The sequence below is a fragment of the Streptococcus sp. NCTC 11567 genome (assembly GCF_902141215.1).
Classification (GTDB): Bacteria; Bacillota; Bacilli; order Lactobacillales; family Streptococcaceae; genus Streptococcus; species Streptococcus dysgalactiae.
In genome coordinates this window covers 990235-1005805 of sequence record NZ_LR595857.1, presented here as the reverse complement: position 1 = coordinate 1005805, position 15571 = coordinate 990235, and the positions used below count along the sequence as shown (strand labels likewise).

At 39.0% G+C, this 15571-nt stretch carries 16 protein-coding genes; 6 read left to right on the top strand and 10 right to left on the bottom strand.

Features of this window, described 5'->3' with window-relative positions; all coding sequences use genetic code 11:
• Window positions 1-133: 133 nt before the first annotated feature.
• Both FQT67_RS05155 and FQT67_RS05150 read right to left on the bottom strand, forming a co-directional pair.
• The gene (locus FQT67_RS05155; RefSeq protein ID WP_003062323.1) at window positions 134-1333 is read right to left on the bottom strand and encodes an NADH-dependent flavin oxidoreductase; all 1200 of its coding nucleotides are present in this window, start codon (window positions 1331-1333) and stop codon (window positions 134-136) included.
• Window positions 1333-2166, bottom strand: a complete 834-nt coding sequence (locus FQT67_RS05150; RefSeq protein ID WP_037589901.1) for a lipoate--protein ligase family protein — start codon at window positions 2164-2166, stop codon at window positions 1333-1335. Before FQT67_RS05150 ends, FQT67_RS05155 begins: the two co-directional genes overlap by 1 nt.
• Before the next feature lie 222 nt (window positions 2167-2388).
• Between FQT67_RS05150 and FQT67_RS05145 the strand changes: the two genes are divergently transcribed.
• The 4 genes from FQT67_RS05145 to FQT67_RS05130 all read left to right on the top strand — a co-directional run bounded on the left by FQT67_RS05145 (window position 2389) and on the right by FQT67_RS05130 (window position 6138).
• Entirely contained in the window at window positions 2389-3075 is a 687-nt protein-coding gene (locus FQT67_RS05145; RefSeq protein ID WP_280641368.1) for a phosphopantothenate--cysteine ligase, read from the top strand.
• Window positions 3068-3613, top strand: a complete 546-nt coding sequence (gene coaC, locus FQT67_RS05140; protein ID WP_003057552.1) for a phosphopantothenoylcysteine decarboxylase — start codon at window positions 3068-3070, stop codon at window positions 3611-3613. The genes FQT67_RS05145 and coaC overlap by 8 nt, the downstream gene beginning before the upstream one ends.
• Window positions 3614-3679: 66 nt before the next feature.
• Window positions 3680-4258: an ECF transporter S component gene (locus tag FQT67_RS05135; RefSeq protein WP_003061736.1), complete on the top strand. Its 579-nt coding sequence runs from the start codon at window positions 3680-3682 to the stop codon at window positions 4256-4258.
• 161 nt (window positions 4259-4419) lie between these two features.
• Window positions 4420-6138, top strand: a complete 1719-nt coding sequence (locus tag FQT67_RS05130; protein WP_046177281.1) for a phospho-sugar mutase — start codon at window positions 4420-4422, stop codon at window positions 6136-6138.
• 168 nt (window positions 6139-6306) lie between these two features.
• Here the strand turns inward: FQT67_RS05130 and FQT67_RS05125 are convergent, their stop codons facing one another.
• The 8 genes from FQT67_RS05125 to FQT67_RS05090 form a co-directional block, all read right to left on the bottom strand.
• Entirely contained in the window at window positions 6307-7263 is a 957-nt protein-coding gene (locus FQT67_RS05125; RefSeq protein ID WP_046177282.1) for an ABC transporter permease, read from the bottom strand.
• A gap of 1 nt (window position 7264) precedes the next feature.
• Window positions 7265-8329 (bottom strand): ABC transporter permease, encoded by a 1065-nt coding sequence (locus FQT67_RS05120; protein ID WP_003062245.1) that lies wholly within the window; start codon window positions 8327-8329, stop codon window positions 7265-7267.
• Window positions 8322-9854: an ABC transporter ATP-binding protein gene (locus tag FQT67_RS05115; RefSeq protein ID WP_003058849.1), complete on the bottom strand. Its 1533-nt coding sequence runs from the start codon at window positions 9852-9854 to the stop codon at window positions 8322-8324. Before FQT67_RS05115 ends, FQT67_RS05120 begins: the two co-directional genes overlap by 8 nt.
• 131 nt (window positions 9855-9985) lie before the next feature.
• Window positions 9986-11038: a BMP family protein gene (locus FQT67_RS05110; RefSeq protein WP_003058857.1), complete on the bottom strand. Its 1053-nt coding sequence runs from the start codon at window positions 11036-11038 to the stop codon at window positions 9986-9988.
• Window positions 11039-11131: 93 nt separating this feature from the next.
• Window positions 11132-11521: a cytidine deaminase gene (locus FQT67_RS05105; RefSeq protein ID WP_003058840.1), complete on the bottom strand. Its 390-nt coding sequence runs from the start codon at window positions 11519-11521 to the stop codon at window positions 11132-11134.
• Complete coding sequence (gene deoC / locus FQT67_RS05100) at window positions 11508-12170, bottom strand: deoxyribose-phosphate aldolase (RefSeq protein WP_046159693.1); 663 nt, start codon at window positions 12168-12170, stop codon at window positions 11508-11510. Before deoC ends, FQT67_RS05105 begins: the two co-directional genes overlap by 14 nt.
• A 15-nt stretch (window positions 12171-12185) precedes the next feature.
• The gene (locus FQT67_RS05095) at window positions 12186-13463 is read right to left on the bottom strand and encodes a pyrimidine-nucleoside phosphorylase (protein WP_015017041.1); all 1278 of its coding nucleotides are present in this window, start codon (window positions 13461-13463) and stop codon (window positions 12186-12188) included.
• Window positions 13450-14049, bottom strand: a complete 600-nt coding sequence (locus FQT67_RS05090) for a class I SAM-dependent methyltransferase (RefSeq protein WP_015057597.1) — start codon at window positions 14047-14049, stop codon at window positions 13450-13452. The genes FQT67_RS05095 and FQT67_RS05090 overlap by 14 nt, the downstream gene beginning before the upstream one ends.
• Before the next feature lie 268 nt (window positions 14050-14317).
• Here FQT67_RS05090 and coaA point away from each other — a divergent pair, with 268 nt between their 5' ends.
• Complete coding sequence (coaA, locus tag FQT67_RS05085) at window positions 14318-15238, top strand: type I pantothenate kinase (protein WP_012766986.1); 921 nt, start codon at window positions 14318-14320, stop codon at window positions 15236-15238.
• Window positions 15239-15291: 53 nt separating this feature from the next.
• Window positions 15292-15540, top strand: a complete 249-nt coding sequence (gene rpsT, locus FQT67_RS05080) for a 30S ribosomal protein S20 (protein ID WP_009881183.1) — start codon at window positions 15292-15294, stop codon at window positions 15538-15540.
• The last annotated feature ends 31 nt before the right edge of the window (window positions 15541-15571 follow it).

Sequence of the window (15571 nt, the reverse complement as noted above, 5' to 3'; positions counted from 1 at the left end):
CCTCAATAATATGTTGATGTTCGGGTTCTCCACAGAACCAAGAAAAACCAAGGTTTTCTGCTGTCTAGGTTAGGTAACATGTTTTTTGAGGGCTTCTTCTTAGTCAATTCCCCATAATCAAGTACTTTGAATTTTATTTATCCTCCTCGTAATATTGAGCAAGACTGCGAAAGAGTGTTCGGGATTCTTTAGGCAAGGATTCACCGTAATCCATCAAAGGAACAATGTCTTTGAAGGAAGCTTTTGGAATCGCTAAGCTTTCCAAATCTTCCATCCTAATCTTCAGATGAATAGAATCCTCTCGTCCTTCTTTGATTTTAGTCGCAAATTCTGGGTCAACCACAAAAGGAGTCGAGGCACCCACAAAGTCTGAATGGGCTAAAGCTTCAATGGCTTTCTCAGGCGTATTAATTCCCCCAGTAGCCATAACCGGTAACCGTTTGTTAAGATGATTCCAGACTACTTGATTCACGAGTTGTCCGTGATAAGGACCAGATGAGCGAACTGTGTTACGAAACACGTGATGCCCCCAGCTTGCTATGGCCAAGTAATCAAGTTTTGCCACTTCTAGTGCCCAATCCATCAATTGTAAAAAGTCTTCAATCGAATAGCCGATACTATGTCCTCTCGTCTCTTCTGGCGTTGCCCTGAAGCCAAAGATAAAGTCATCTGGAGCTTCCTGATCAATCACCTGTTGAACAGCTTGCAAGACCTCCAGAGTTAATTTAGCCCTGCTGGCAAGTGATTGACAACCATAATGATCGGTCCGCTGGTTAGAAAAAGTGGAGAAAAAGGTTTGAATCAGTAAGCGCTGGGCTGATGAAATTTCCACACCATCAAATCCCGCTTGAATCGCCCGCCGAGTCGCCTGTGCATATGATTCAATAAGTCCTTCTATCTGTTGAAGCGAGAGGGCCTTGACTTCGTGAGGTTTTGGAGAATTCAGCTTCATCCCACTAGGACCATAGACAAAACCATATTTGGTTAAGGCATGGCTAGCAAATCGACCCGCATGAGTCAGTTGTAAGACAGCTTTTCCCGCTTGTTCTTTCATTGCCTGAGCTAATTTTTTCAAGCCAGGAATGTCAGCATCTTTGGCGACACTAAAACCATATTCAAATAACTGTCCATAAGGGTCAATATAGGCTGCCCCTGAAATTTGTAAAGGGGCTGATCCTGCTCGTCGTGAAGCATATAACAAATCGTCTTTGGTCACAAATCCGTCTGCAGTTGAGGAATTCGTCACCATAGGTGACAGAACAAAACGATTAACCAAATGAACCCCATTTGGCAATGTTAAAGGCTGATATAAGGGACCAAAACTTTCTTTCATCAGGCTTCCTTTCTAGACACTTCTGCTTGCATACGCTCATAAATGGCATCATATTCACCCATCAGAGCTTGGCTTGGAGACTGTTGTGACAGAGAAAATCCGAGTTGCCTCAAGGTCAGTTGTAAACGTTCAGTAACGTCACCTACTGTAAAAGGCGTCCCTAGGAGTTCTGAGAGATTAGCCATACATTCTGGATCAATATCTGGGTAATGAACCTTTGTTGGTTTTCCTTGTTTACCAGTGTCATAAAATGTTTTGATTAATTCTCCACGAGCTGATTGGTCGCCACAGACACTTAGGTAAATGGAAACGACTATACCGTCTTTAATCCGACGCTGAGCAATACCTGCAAATTTACGGCCTACAATACTCAAATCATAATTACCGGGGCAATAAGACCTTTCAATCTCCACATAGTCAATCGCCTGATAATAATCTGAAAAGGTTGCCCTAATAAGATCAACCATCATCAAATAGGCAGTTGCAATGCTAATCCGTTCTGAAAATTGATCTGGAATAATGAGTGAAAAATTTAAAATCCCTTCATCTGCCACAACAGCTAGACCGCCAATATTGCGTACAACCGGAAGATAACCTTTTTCTTGAAGTGCTAGCTTCGCCAGTTCTATATAAGGCAGCTGTCGATCTAACATGCCTAAAATAACTGTTTTTGCCATGGGCCAAATATGCAAAATAAGTTGCTGGGGATGTCGATTAATCTCCCTTAAAAACACTTCTGTCCACGCAAAAGGTCGTAAAGCATCCTTTGCTTCAATCATTCCCTCATCGTATATAGAGACAGGCAAGTGCTTTAAATCTCTAATGTCTATCACAATTTTTCCTTTCTTAGCTGAAACCGCTTCCCCTATTTTAACGCAAAATACATTATTTTACCACTATTGAATCTTCCTTTTCCTTATTTTTCTCTTATTTTCATGGTTTTTCAAATCCCAACCAATGTAACCGTTTAGTTGAGTATTTGGATGACGATATACTTTCCTAAAGCAACAGTAACTTTCGTTTACTATTAAAGGCTTTTCTGATAAAATATGGCTATGAAATTATTAATCACATCAGGCGGTACAACCGAGCCAATTGATGCCGTCAGAGGTATCACCAATCATTCAACTGGGCAGCTTGGCAAATTAGTAGCTGAAACATTTTTAAAACATCAGCATGAGGTGACGTTGGTGACAACTAAGGCAGCTGTCAAGCCAGCAACTTCTGATAAACTAACCATTATTGAAATCAAGACAGTTAAAGACTTGATGACTGTTTTAGAAGAGCAAGTTCCCCATCATGATCTCCTTATCCATAGCATGGCTGTTTCCGACTACACCCCTGTCTATATGACAGATCTCGAAGAGATGGCTCAAGCAGAGAATCTTGATCGTTTTTTAACGCATCAAAATGGAGAACAAAAAATCTCATCACACTCTGAACATCAGGTTCTCTTTTTGAAAAAAACACCTAAAGTGATTGCTTATGTCAAAAAATGGAATCCTCAGATAAAATTGATTGGTTTTAAATTATTGGTCAATGTGTCTGAGAAGGAATTGGTTAAGGTGGCTCGTGAAAGCCTCCGTAAAAATAAAGCCGATTATATCCTAGCTAACGATTTAGCCAACATTCAACCTGGCCAACATAAGGCGCTCCTTGTTTCAGAGAAGGAAGTGGTTGCTGCTAATACCAAAGAAGCCATTGCAAGTTTATTATATGAAAGGGTTGTTGGAAATGACTAAACACATTACTTTAGCAGTCTCTGGTAGTATTTCTGCCTATAAGGCCGCAGACTTAACGAGTCAATTGGTGAAAAAAGGGCATGAGGTTACCGTTTTAATGACAGAAGCCGCCACTGCTTTTATCACGCCTTTAACACTGCAAGTATTATCCAAAAATCCTGTTCATCTAGATGTGATGGCAGAAAATGACGTTAAGATTGTCAACCATATTGAATTGGCCAAACAAACCGACCTATTTATCCTTGCACCAGCTAGTGCCAATACCTTAGCCCATCTTTCTTATGGATTTGCAGATAATATTGTCACCAGCGTCGCCCTTGCGTTACCAGTGACAACCCCTAAGTTAATAGCTCCAGCCATGAACACTAAAATGTACCAAAATCCGATTACCCAAGACAATATAAAACGTTTGTCTCAATTAGGCTTTACTGAAATCCCTCCTAAGACAAGCTTACTAGCTTGTGGGGATACTGGTCCTGGTGCTTTAGCTGATCTTGATGTCATTTTAGAAGCTATCGAAACGACGTTAAAATCCTAATCTGTTTGCCCTTGTCACCTAGTTCAAAATTAGGTATTATAATATAAAAACTTATTGGAGAATGAAATGAATCGCCATAAATCATCAGATATTTCCCGAGTGGCTATCTTTTTTGCCATCATGTTAGTCATCCATTTTATCAGTAGTCTGGTATTCAACCTTTGGCCAGTACCAATCAAGCCAACATTAGTTCACATTCCAGTCATTGTCGCCTCTATTATGTATGGTCCGCGTATCGGTACCATTTTAGGGGGCTTGATGGGAGTAATCAGTGTTGTAACCAATACTGTGGTCCTTCTACCTACCAGTTATCTCTTTTCACCTTTTGTGGATCAAGGGAATTTAGCTTCTCTCATGATTGCTATGGTACCTCGTTTGTTGATTGGTATCACCCCTTATTACTGCTACAAGTTTATCCATAATAAATTTGGTTTAGTCCTTTCTGGGCTTGTGGGTTCATTGACCAATACTGTTTTTGTCTTATCGGGTATTTTCGTCTTCTTCTCAACTGTTTTTGGTGGTAATATTAAAGCTTTACTGGCAACGATTGTCTCAACAAATGCTATTGTTGAAATGATTATTTCAGCACTCGTTACCTTCACTCTTATCCCAACCTTATCGAAGTTAAATCGTAAATTGTCATAAACTAGTCACATGTCCTCCTGCACAAGAGGGCATGTTTTTTTAAATCCTATTGATTATCTGAAAAATTGAAAAGAAGCTTGCAAATCCCTGCAAAAAATTAGTGATTTTTTCCTTTCAACGTGATATAATGAAAGCGGTTAAAAATATATAAGGAGACACCTATGACTTATACAGAAAATTATCAAAAATGGCTTGATGTTCCTGATCTGCCAACTTATCTAAAAGATGAATTACTCCATATGGATGAAAAAACCAAAGAAGATGCTTTTTACACAAACCTTGAATTTGGAACAGCTGGTATGCGTGGTTATATTGGTGCTGGGACAAACCGTATTAATATCTATGTGGTTCGTCAAGCAACAGAAGGCCTTGCCAAATTAGTTGAATCAAAAGGCGAAACGGCCAAAAAAGCTGGGGTTGCTATTGCCTATGACTCACGACATTTTTCACCAGAATTCGCTTTCGAATCTGCCCAAGTATTAGCGGCCCATGGCATTAAATCTTATGTTTTTGAAAGCCTACGCCCTACTCCCGAGCTGTCTTTTGCTGTTCGTCATCTCGGAGCATTTGCTGGTATTATGGTAACTGCCAGTCATAACCCTGCTCCTTTTAATGGTTATAAAGTTTATGGTTCTGATGGTGGGCAAATGCCTCCAGTTGATGCTGATGCTTTAACTGACTATATTCGTGCGATTGATAACCCATTTACTATAGCCCTTGCTGACTTAGAAGAAGCTAAATCAACTGGTCTTATTGAAGTAATTGGTGAAACCCTCGATGCTGCCTACCTTGAAGAGGTTAAAAGCGTTAATATTAATCAAGATTTGATTGACCAATACGGTCGTGACATGAAAATTGTCTACACACCCCTTCATGGTACTGGAGAAATGCTAGCACGTCGCGCTTTAGCACAAGCTGGTTTCGAATCTGTTCAAGTTGTCGAAGCTCAAGCAAAACCAGACCCAGACTTCTCAACAGTTGCATCACCAAACCCTGAAAGTCAAGCTGCCTTTGCCTTAGCTGAAGAACTAGGGCGTCAAGTCGATGCTGATGTATTAGTGGCGACTGACCCTGATGCTGACCGTCTCGGTGTTGAAATTCGTCAAGCTGATGGCAGTTATTGGAACCTTTCTGGTAACCAAATCGGTGCTCTTATCGCCAAATACATTTTAGAAGCTCACAAAGAAGCTGGGACTCTCCCAGAGAATGCTGCATTAGCAAAATCAATAGTATCAACTGAATTAGTCACCAAAATTGCGGAAAGCTATGGTGCAACCATGTTTAACGTGTTAACAGGTTTCAAATTCATCGCTGAGAAAATCCAAGAATTTGAGGAAAAACATAACCATACCTACATGTTTGGTTTTGAAGAAAGCTTTGGTTACCTTATTAAACCGTTTGTTCGTGACAAAGATGCTATTCAAGCTGTTCTCCTCGTTGCTGAAATTGCAGCTTATTATCGTTCCCGCGGCCTAACTTTAGCTGACGGTATCGATGAAATCTTTAAAGAGTATGGTTACTTTGCCGAAAAAACCATTTCAGTTACCCTATCAGGTGTCGATGGTGCTGCTGAAATTAAGAAGATTATGGATAAATTCCGTGACAATGCCCCAAGTCAATTTAACCAAACTGATATTGTGTTAACAGAGGATTTCCTTGCACAAACTGCAAGTTCTAAAGATGGCCAGACAACGTTAACAACTCCTCCAAGCAATGTTTTGAAATATACATTAGCAGATGATAGTTGGTTCGCAGTTAGACCATCTGGCACTGAACCAAAAATTAAATTCTATATCGCTACAGTAGGTGATACCCTTAATAGTGCTGAAGAAAAAATTGCTAATATTGAAGCGGAAATCAACGCTTTTGTTGGTCAATAATAAGATAAAAGCTATCAGTAACAACTGATGGCTTTTTGATGTGTTCTTTAAGTTTTATTGCCTCGTTAACAATATGGCCATCAAAAAACACCCCTAATGTTAGACATCAAAGTGCTAACATTAGGGATGCTACTATTAAAACTCATAAAGGATTTAAATCTAATTCTTTTATTTTGATTTGATGTAATTAACACCATCCGCTTTTGGAGCAACAGCTTGTCCAAAGAAGGCTGCAAGGATAACGATAGTGACAACATATGGTGCAATTTGCAAGTAAACGGTTGGAATTTTTTCCAATACTGGCAATTGTGCTCCAATAACTGCTAAACTTTGCGATAACCCAAAGAAAAGACTAGATAGCATGGCGCCAACTGGATTCCATTTACCAAAGATCATAGCTGCCAAAGCGATAAATCCAGGACCTAAGATAGTTGTTACGGCAAAGTTAACTGAGATTGACTGAGCATAAACAGCTCCACCGATTCCCCCTAGGAAACCTGAGATCATCACACCATAGTATTTCATCAAATAAACATTAATACCAAGTGTATCTGCTGCCTGTGGGTGCTCACCAACTGAACGTAAGCGTAAACCAAATCTTGTTTTGTAAAGAACAAACCAAGCAAGGAATGAGAAGGCAACTGCAAGATAACCAACTAGACTAGTATTTTTAAAGAAAATATCACCAATCACAGGAATTTGTGATAGACCTGGAAAATCGAATTTCCCAAAAGATTGTTGGATGTTATCTGTTTGTCCCTTACCGTACATCACTTTAACCAAGAAGACCGCAAAGGAAGGCGCTAACAAGTTCAATACTGTACCACTGACAATGTGATCAGCTCTAAAATTGATGGTTGCTAAAGCATGAATCAAAGAGAAAATCAAACCAACAATACCACCGACTAAAACGGCTATCCAAGGCGTTGCTTTTCCAAACGTTTCAGCAAATTCAAGGTTAAAGACAATTCCCGAGAAGGCTCCCATAACCATGATACCTTCTAAACCGACGTTAACAACACCAGAACGTTCTGAGAAAGTTCCCCCAATACTTGTGAAAATGAGTGGTGTTGCATAAATAAGCATAGATGACACCAATAAGGCAAAAATCGTTACTAAACTCATCTTATTTACCACCTTTCACTAATTTTTTAGGGCGAATAATGTAACGTTCAATGAGGTAATGAGCACCAACAAAGAAGATGATGGAAGCGGTCACTACCTTAACAAGTTCTGGTGGAATACCTGCAATATTCATTCCTGGAGCACCGATATTTAAGACACCAAATAAGAATGAGGAGAAGAAAATACCAATTGGAGAATTTGCTGCAAGCAAGCTTACCGCCATACCATCAAAACCAACGGCTAAAGAAGATCCTTGAACAAAGACATTTTCAAAGGTTCCTAGTCCTTCAACTACTCCTCCAAGACCTGCAAGAGCTCCAGAGATAATCATTGATAAAATGATAGTACGTTTTGATGACATCCCTGCGTATTCTGAGGCATGTGGGTTAAGCCCTACTGAACGAATTTCAAATCCAAGTGTTGTTTTGTTCAACAAGAACCAAATCACTGCAATAGCTACTATGGCAAAGAAAATACCAATATTAATCCGCGAGTTATTTGTTAAAGCAGATAACCAGTGAGTTTGGTAACTTGCATTATCGCTCACCTGAATCGTTGAGTCAATACTTTGTTTGACACTTTCCGGATACCCTTTTTGAATGATAGCATTACCAACATAAAGAATAATATAGTTCATCATAATGGTAACAATAACTTCACTGGTACCAAGGTAAGCTCTCAAAATACCTGGAATAGCACCCGCAATTCCTCCAGCAATCATCCCAATCAAAATAGTCATGATAATCATAAGAGGGCGCGGCATATCTGGATTGACTAATGCAAACCATCCGGCAGCAATCCAACCTGCTAAGGCTTGACCTGATAATCCGACGTTGAAGAAACCAGCGCGACTAGCAACAGTAAATCCGAGTGCAATTAGAATCAGTGGGCCCATTGCTCGGAAGATTTCCCCTATATTTTTGATACTACCAAAAGCGATTTGGAACAGGCCTTCGTAACCCCAAATTGGGTCGTAGCCAAAGATAAACATGATAATGGCGCCAAGTAAAAATCCTAATAAGACGGAAATCATTGGCACAGCAATTTTTTGTGCATTTTTAGACATGACTTTCCTCCTCATGAATTGAACCACCAGCCATCAAGATACCAAGTTCTTGCTTGTTAGTATCTTGTGGTAATACGATACCTTGAATTTTACCGTCATGAATAACTGCAATACGGTCTGATAAATTCAATATTTCATCAAGTTCAAAACTAACGACGAGAACAGCTTTGCCTTTATCACGTTCTTCGATCAGACGCTTATGGATATATTCAATAGCTCCAACATCTAGCCCACGTGTTGGTTGGCTAACAATCAATAAATCAGGATCGCGGTCTACCTCACGAGCAATGATGGCTTTTTGTTGGTTACCACCTGAAAACCCTCGAGCAGGAACCAGTTCATTAGCACCACGAACATCAAATTCACTCATCAAGTTTCGGGCGTACTCATTGATTTTATTATAGTTTAAAATACCATTTTTACTTAGCGGTTCTTTGTAGTAGGTTTGCAAGGCTGTATTTTCAGCTAGTGATAAATCCAATACCAAACCATCTCTATGACGGTCTTCTGGGACATGTCCTACTGATAATTCAGTGATTTTTCGAGAAGTCAAATGTGTTACTTCTTGATTTTTAATCATGATGCTTCCTGACTTTACCTTACGAAGACCAGTGATAGCCTGAATTAATTCTGATTGACCATTACCATCAATACCTGCAATACCAACGATTTCACCTGCCCTTACATCCAAAGACAAGCCTTTAACTGCTGGAACCCCACGGTTTTCATCTACTTCTAGATTTTTAATAGACAAAACAATATCTTTAGGTTCAGATGGTTTTTTAGTCGTTGTAAATGAAACAGAACGCCCAACCATCATTTCCGCTAAATCTTGTGAAGTCGCACCAGCTACATCAACTGTTTGAATACTCTTACCACGGCGAATAACCGTAACTCGATCCGCAACAGCTCTAATTTCATCTAACTTGTGTGTGATTAAGACAATTGATTTGCCTTCTTTAACCAAATTGCGCATGATGCCCATTAATTCTTGAATCTCAGCTGGCGTTAAAACAGCTGTAGGCTCATCAAAAATCAAGATATCTGCACCGCGATACAAGGTTTTTAAAATCTCAACACGTTGTTGAGCTCCAACTGAAATATCAGCAACTTTAGCTGACGGATTGATTGCAAGGCCATATTTTTCAGACAGTTCTTTGATTTCTTTCGATGCTTGTTTAAGATCCAAGCGACCGTTTTTCACCTTTTCGTTACCTAAAATAATATTTTCTGCAACTGTAAAGGCTTCTACCAACATAAAGTGCTGATGGACCATTCCGATACCAAGTTTAGCGGATTTAGATGGCGAATCAATCAGAACTGGCTTGTCATTAATGACAATTTCTCCACTAGTTGGCTCCAAGAGACCAGCTAGCATATTCATCAAGGTTGATTTACCTGCCCCATTTTCACCCAACAAGGCATGAATCTCACCTTTTCTGACATTCAAATTAATGTGGTCATTTGCAACAAAATCACCAAATTTTTTCGTGATTTCTCTCATTTCAATGACATGCTGTGTCATAGGATAATTTCCTTTCAATTCAATCTTTTATTTCAGTAAAGCTTGTCATTTGTCACAAGCTTTACTGAGATAAAAGTTATCTCAGTCCAAAAAGGGCGACCGACAAAGGTCGCGCTTCTTGTTTTTAAACATTATTTTTCAGGAACTTTAATGTCACCAGATTTAATTTTTGATTTCGCTTCTTCGATAGCTTTAAGAGCTTCTTTTGAAACATTTGTAGTTGCGATTTCAACACCGCCATCTTTCAAACCGTAAACAGTTGTTTTTCCACCTGGGAATTTTTTATCTGCTACTTGTTTGTTGATCAACTGAACAGCTTTACCAACTTCTTTGATTGATGATGCAAGTACAAAGTTTGATTCTTTGCCATCTTTAGAAGTGTATTTTCCTTCATCTTTTTGGTCACGGTCAACACCGATTACCCAAACTTTATCAGCTTCGTCACGTTTTTCGTTAACAGCTTTCGCTTCGTTGAAGACACCTGCTCCAGTTCCACCTGCTGCTTGATAGATAACATCTGCACCTGCTGCGTATTGAGCTGCTGCAATTGTTTTACCTTTAGCAGCATCACCGAATGATCCAGCATAATCTACTTTGATTTGGATGGAATCATCAACAGATTTAACACCTGCTTCAAATCCTTTTTCAAAACGAGTAATAACAGTACCTTCCATACCACCTACAAAACCAACAGTTTTAGTTTTAGTGGTTTTTGCTGCTGCAATACCTGCAAGGTAAGCTGCTTCGTGATCGGCGAAAGTAACGCTTGCAACATTGTCTTTACCTTCAATCACGTCATCGATGATAACGAATTGAACACCGTCATTGTCGCCAGCTGCTTTGGCAATAGCATCTTTCAAAGCAAAACCGATACCATAAACAACTTGGTAGCCGCTTGAAACTGCTGTATCAAGGTTAGTTGCATACTCAGATTCACTTGTAGATTGGAAGTAATCAAAACCAGCACCTTTTTTAAGGCCCATTTCTTTACCCCAAGCTTGTAAACCTTCCCAAGCTGATTGGTTGAATGATTTATCATCAACACCACCAGTATCAGTAACCATTGCAACTTTTAAATCAGTTTTCCCTGCTTCTCCACCTTTAGAAGCACCACGGTTACCACAAGCAGCTAAACTTAGTAAAGCTACTGAAGCTAAACCAAGACCAATAAATTTCTTGTTCATGAATATGAACCCTCCTAAAAAATATTTCTAGCAACCAGGTTGCTGAAAGTAAATATAAAGCCAAGACGGCTAGATAACAAGAATTAAGCCAGATTATGATAAATCTGTAAATGAATAGGGAAGTAAATCACCAACAGTCGTTTCAAGGGTTTGACCATTTTTGGCAATTAAGGTAACAAGAGAGCTTGGTTCAAAGAACTCCGCCATTACTTGTCGGCAAGCACCGCAAGGAGATACAGGTTCCTGCGTTTCACCATAAATCGCAATTTCAGCCAGTTCTTTATGCCCGTCAGAAACAGCTTTAAAAATAGCTGTTCGCTCACCACAATTGGTTAATCCAAAACTAGCATTTTCAATGTTACAACCAGTATAGATTGTGCCATCTTTTGTTTTTAAGGCTGCACCAATAGGGAAGTGGGAATAAGGAACATAAGCGTGTTTACTGGCACCAATAGCTAAAGAAACTAAATCAGTAGCCACCATTTGCAACTTCACCTTTCATAATGGTTACGCCAGCAGACGTTCCAATACGAGTAGCACCTGCTTCGATAAATGCCATAGCGTCTTCTAATGAACGCGCACCACCAGCAGCCTTAACGCCGATATCAGGACCGACTGTTTGACGCATCAATTTAACATCTGAGATTGTTGCTCCACCGGTTGAAAATCCTGTGGATGTTTTAACAAAATCAACACCTGCTTTAACAGCCAATTGGCATGCTCTAACTTTCTCTTCATCTGTTAGAAGGCAAGCTTCAATAATGACTTTCACAAGTTTGTCCCCACTTGCTTCAACAACAGCTCGCATATCATCTTCAACAGCTTGATCATCGCCTTGTTTCAAAAGACCAATATTAATGACCATGTCAATTTCGTCAGCGCCATTTGCAATGGCATCTTTTGTTTCAAAAGCTTTAGTTGCTGATGTTGTTGCTCCTAGAGGAAAACCGACAACGGTACAAACTTTAACATCAGAATCTTTTAGTGCTTCTGCAGCATAAGCAACCCAACATGAATTCACACAGACACTAGCAAAATCATAAGTCTTTGCTTCATCAATCAATTGATCAAATTGTGATTGAACGCTATCTGCTTTTAGCAACGTATGGTCGATGTATTTATTAATTTTCATTGTGGTAATTCCTCCTTAGGAAATGATTTTAATGATCTCTTTAGGCTCAAATTGTTCTACACCTATTTTAACATTTTTTTCGAATTCTGTAAGCACTTTTTTCGGTAAAACTTCTTGTGAAAAGATGACAGCAATGAGGTCTCCCTTGCTTACAGGGTCACCAATTTTCTTATCAAAAACAATCCCTGATTCATAATCCAATGGGTCAGTTTTTACTGCTCGACCAGCTCCTAATCTCATCGCAAAGAGTCCGAATTCTAGTGCTGGCAATTCTGTGATATAGCCATCTTCATCAGCAAACACTTCTGTTTGAACAGGTGACGCTGACTCTCTATAAAGGTCTTTGAGATCACCACCTTGATAGGTAACCATTTCTTCAAATTTCGCTAAAGCTGTTCCATCAACCAGATTTTTTCTGATGTCTTCTAGTGACTTATCAACACCTGCTAGACGTAACATAATCTGAGCCAGTTCACAAATGAAATGGGTGATGTCCTCACGTCCCTTACCTTGCATGATTTCTAAAGCTTCTAAAACTTCAAGACGGTTCCCGATAGCTCGCCCTAGGGGCTGACTCATATTAGTAATGACAGCAACTGTTTTACGACCAACTTCTTTTCCTAAATCTACCATTAGACGGGAAAGCTTTTCTGCGTCTTCGATGGTCTTCATGAAAGCCCCATCCCCAACAGTAACATCTAAGAGAATACTATCCGCACCGGCGGCGATTTTTTTACTCATGACTGAGCTTGCTATTAGAGGAATAATATCAACGGTTGCCGTAACATCCCTTAGAGCGTATAACAGTTTATCCGCCTTAACCAGTTTATCGGATTGACCGATAACAGAGATGCCAATGTCTTGCACTTGTTTAATAAAGTCATCTTGGCTACGGTCAATTTGAAAACCTTTAATGGCTTCAAGTTTATCTAAGGTTCCTCCAGTATGACCTAGGCCACGACCGCTCATTTTAGCAACTGGAACATCAAAACTTGCTACAAGCGGAGCTAAAATCAAGGTTACCTTATCGCCCACCCCACCTGTGGAATGCTTATCTGTTTTAATACCAGCAATTGCTGACAGGTCAATCTGTTCTCCAGTCTCAACCATACTCATGGTTAAATCTCGTGTCTCACGGGTTGTCATTCCTTTGAAATAAACTGCCATAGCAAAAGCAGCCATTTGGTAATCTGGGACAGTACCATTAGCATATCCCTTAATTAACCAATTGATTTCCTCTGTAGTCAGTTCCTCTCCATCACGTTTTTTTTGAATTAAATCAACTGTTCTCATGTTTTGTACTCCTTAGAATATAGTAGCCTTTATCTTTTTTGATAATGTCAACATTGCCAAAAACATTTGCCATCTTTTCTTTGGCGCTAGGCGCCCCTTGTTTCTTTTGAATCACAATGGTTAAATCACCCTGATCATCTAAAAAATCAATACTTTTTTCAATGATCTCATGGACAACCTTCTTACCCGCTCGAATAGGAGGGTTACTAATGATATGGTTGAATGATCCCCTAACGTTTTCATAAATGTTAGATTGAAAAATAGTAACGTCAACTTGATTTTGACGTGCATTTTTTTGTGCCAAATCAATTGCTCGATTATTAATATCAACCAAAGTAGCTTCTACTTCTTGAACTTTAGCTAGGCTTATTCCCAAAGGGCCATAACCACAACCTAAGTCTAAAACCCGCTCACCTTTATTAAAATGAAGTGTGTTTAGTAAGACTTGGCTGCCAAAATCAATCATTTTCTTTGAAAAAACACCAGAATCTGTTAAGAAAGTAAACGGAAAACCGAGTAATGTTACATTCAATTCATGAATATCATGAAGGCTATCTGGGTTCTCGTCGTAATACATGTTTGTCATCGTTTTTCCTATCTTTTTAAGATGCTTTTTCATTCTATCACACTTTGAAACGGTTTACAAGACGCCTGTTTTTAAAGGTTTCCAAGGGGATTAATCGGTAAAACCGAACATTAACTGCACGCTTTTTAATTTTCAGAAAAATGTCTAGGGAATGTTCGATATTTTTTTCGAAATACTACACATTTTCACACGAATTCAAACGAAAAATTTTTCATTTTTTTCCTTGAAATGTTATAATGTAAGCACTGTCAAATGATTAGGAGTTAGTATGTCAAACGAATTTATCAACTTTGAAAAGATTTCAAGGGAGTCTTGGAAAATGTTGCACCAAAAAACCAAACCTTTATTGACACAAGAAGAACTAAAAAGTATTACGAGTTTAAATGATAATATTAACATCACAGATGTGGTTGATGTTTATCTCCCTTTGATTAATTTAATTCAGATTTACAAAATTGCTCAAGAGAACCTTTCCTTTTCTAAAAGTCTCTTTCTAAAGAAAGACATTCAATTGAGGCCCTTTATTATTGGAATTTCTGGCTCTGTCGCTGTTGGTAAATCAACAACCAGCCGACTCTTACAATTACTTCTCTCACGTACTCACCCAAATAGTCGTGTCGAACTAGTTACTACTGATGGTTTTTTATACCCTAATCAGGTTTTGATTGAACGAGGGATCTTCAATCGTAAAGGATTTCCAGAATCCTACAATATGGAACTGCTGTTGAATTTTTTGGATACTATTAAAAGTGGGCAATCAGCTACCATACCACTTTACTCTCATGATATTTATGATATTGTCCCTGATCAGGAACAAACGGTTGACAGTCCTGATTTTCTAATCGTCGAGGGTATAAACGTTTTCCAAAACCAGCAAAATAACCGCTTATATATGAGTGATTATTTTGATTTTTCCATTTATATTGATGCTGATAGCGCCCATATAGAACACTGGTATATTGAACGCTTTCTAAGTATTTTGAACATGGCAAAACAAGATTCTAACAGTTACTATGCCCAATACACCACTCTTCCTCAGGATGAGGCTGTAGCCTTTGCCCGCAATGTTTGGAAAACAGTTAATTTAGAAAATCTTGAAAAATTCATTGAACCGACGCGAAATCGAGCAGAATTGATTTTACATAAAGCCGCTGATCACAAAATTGATGAAATTTACCTCAAAAAGTGATAAAGGGTTGCCAAACGCATATATTTTCTATATAATAATGTAGTTAGATTAATTTGGAGGTGAAAACATTGGCAAATATTAAATCAGCTATTAAACGCGCTGAACTTAACGTTAAAGCAAACGAAAAAAACTCAGCACAAAAATCAGCTATGCGTACTGCTATCAAAGCATTTGAAGCTAACCCATCTGAAGAGCTTTTCCGCGCTGCTTCTTCAAGCATCGACAAAGCCGAATCAAAAGGTTTGATTCACAAAAACAAAGCTAGCCGCGATAAAGCTCGTCTTGCTGCAAAACTTGGCTAATAAATATCCAATGAAAACTCCAACAGGAGTT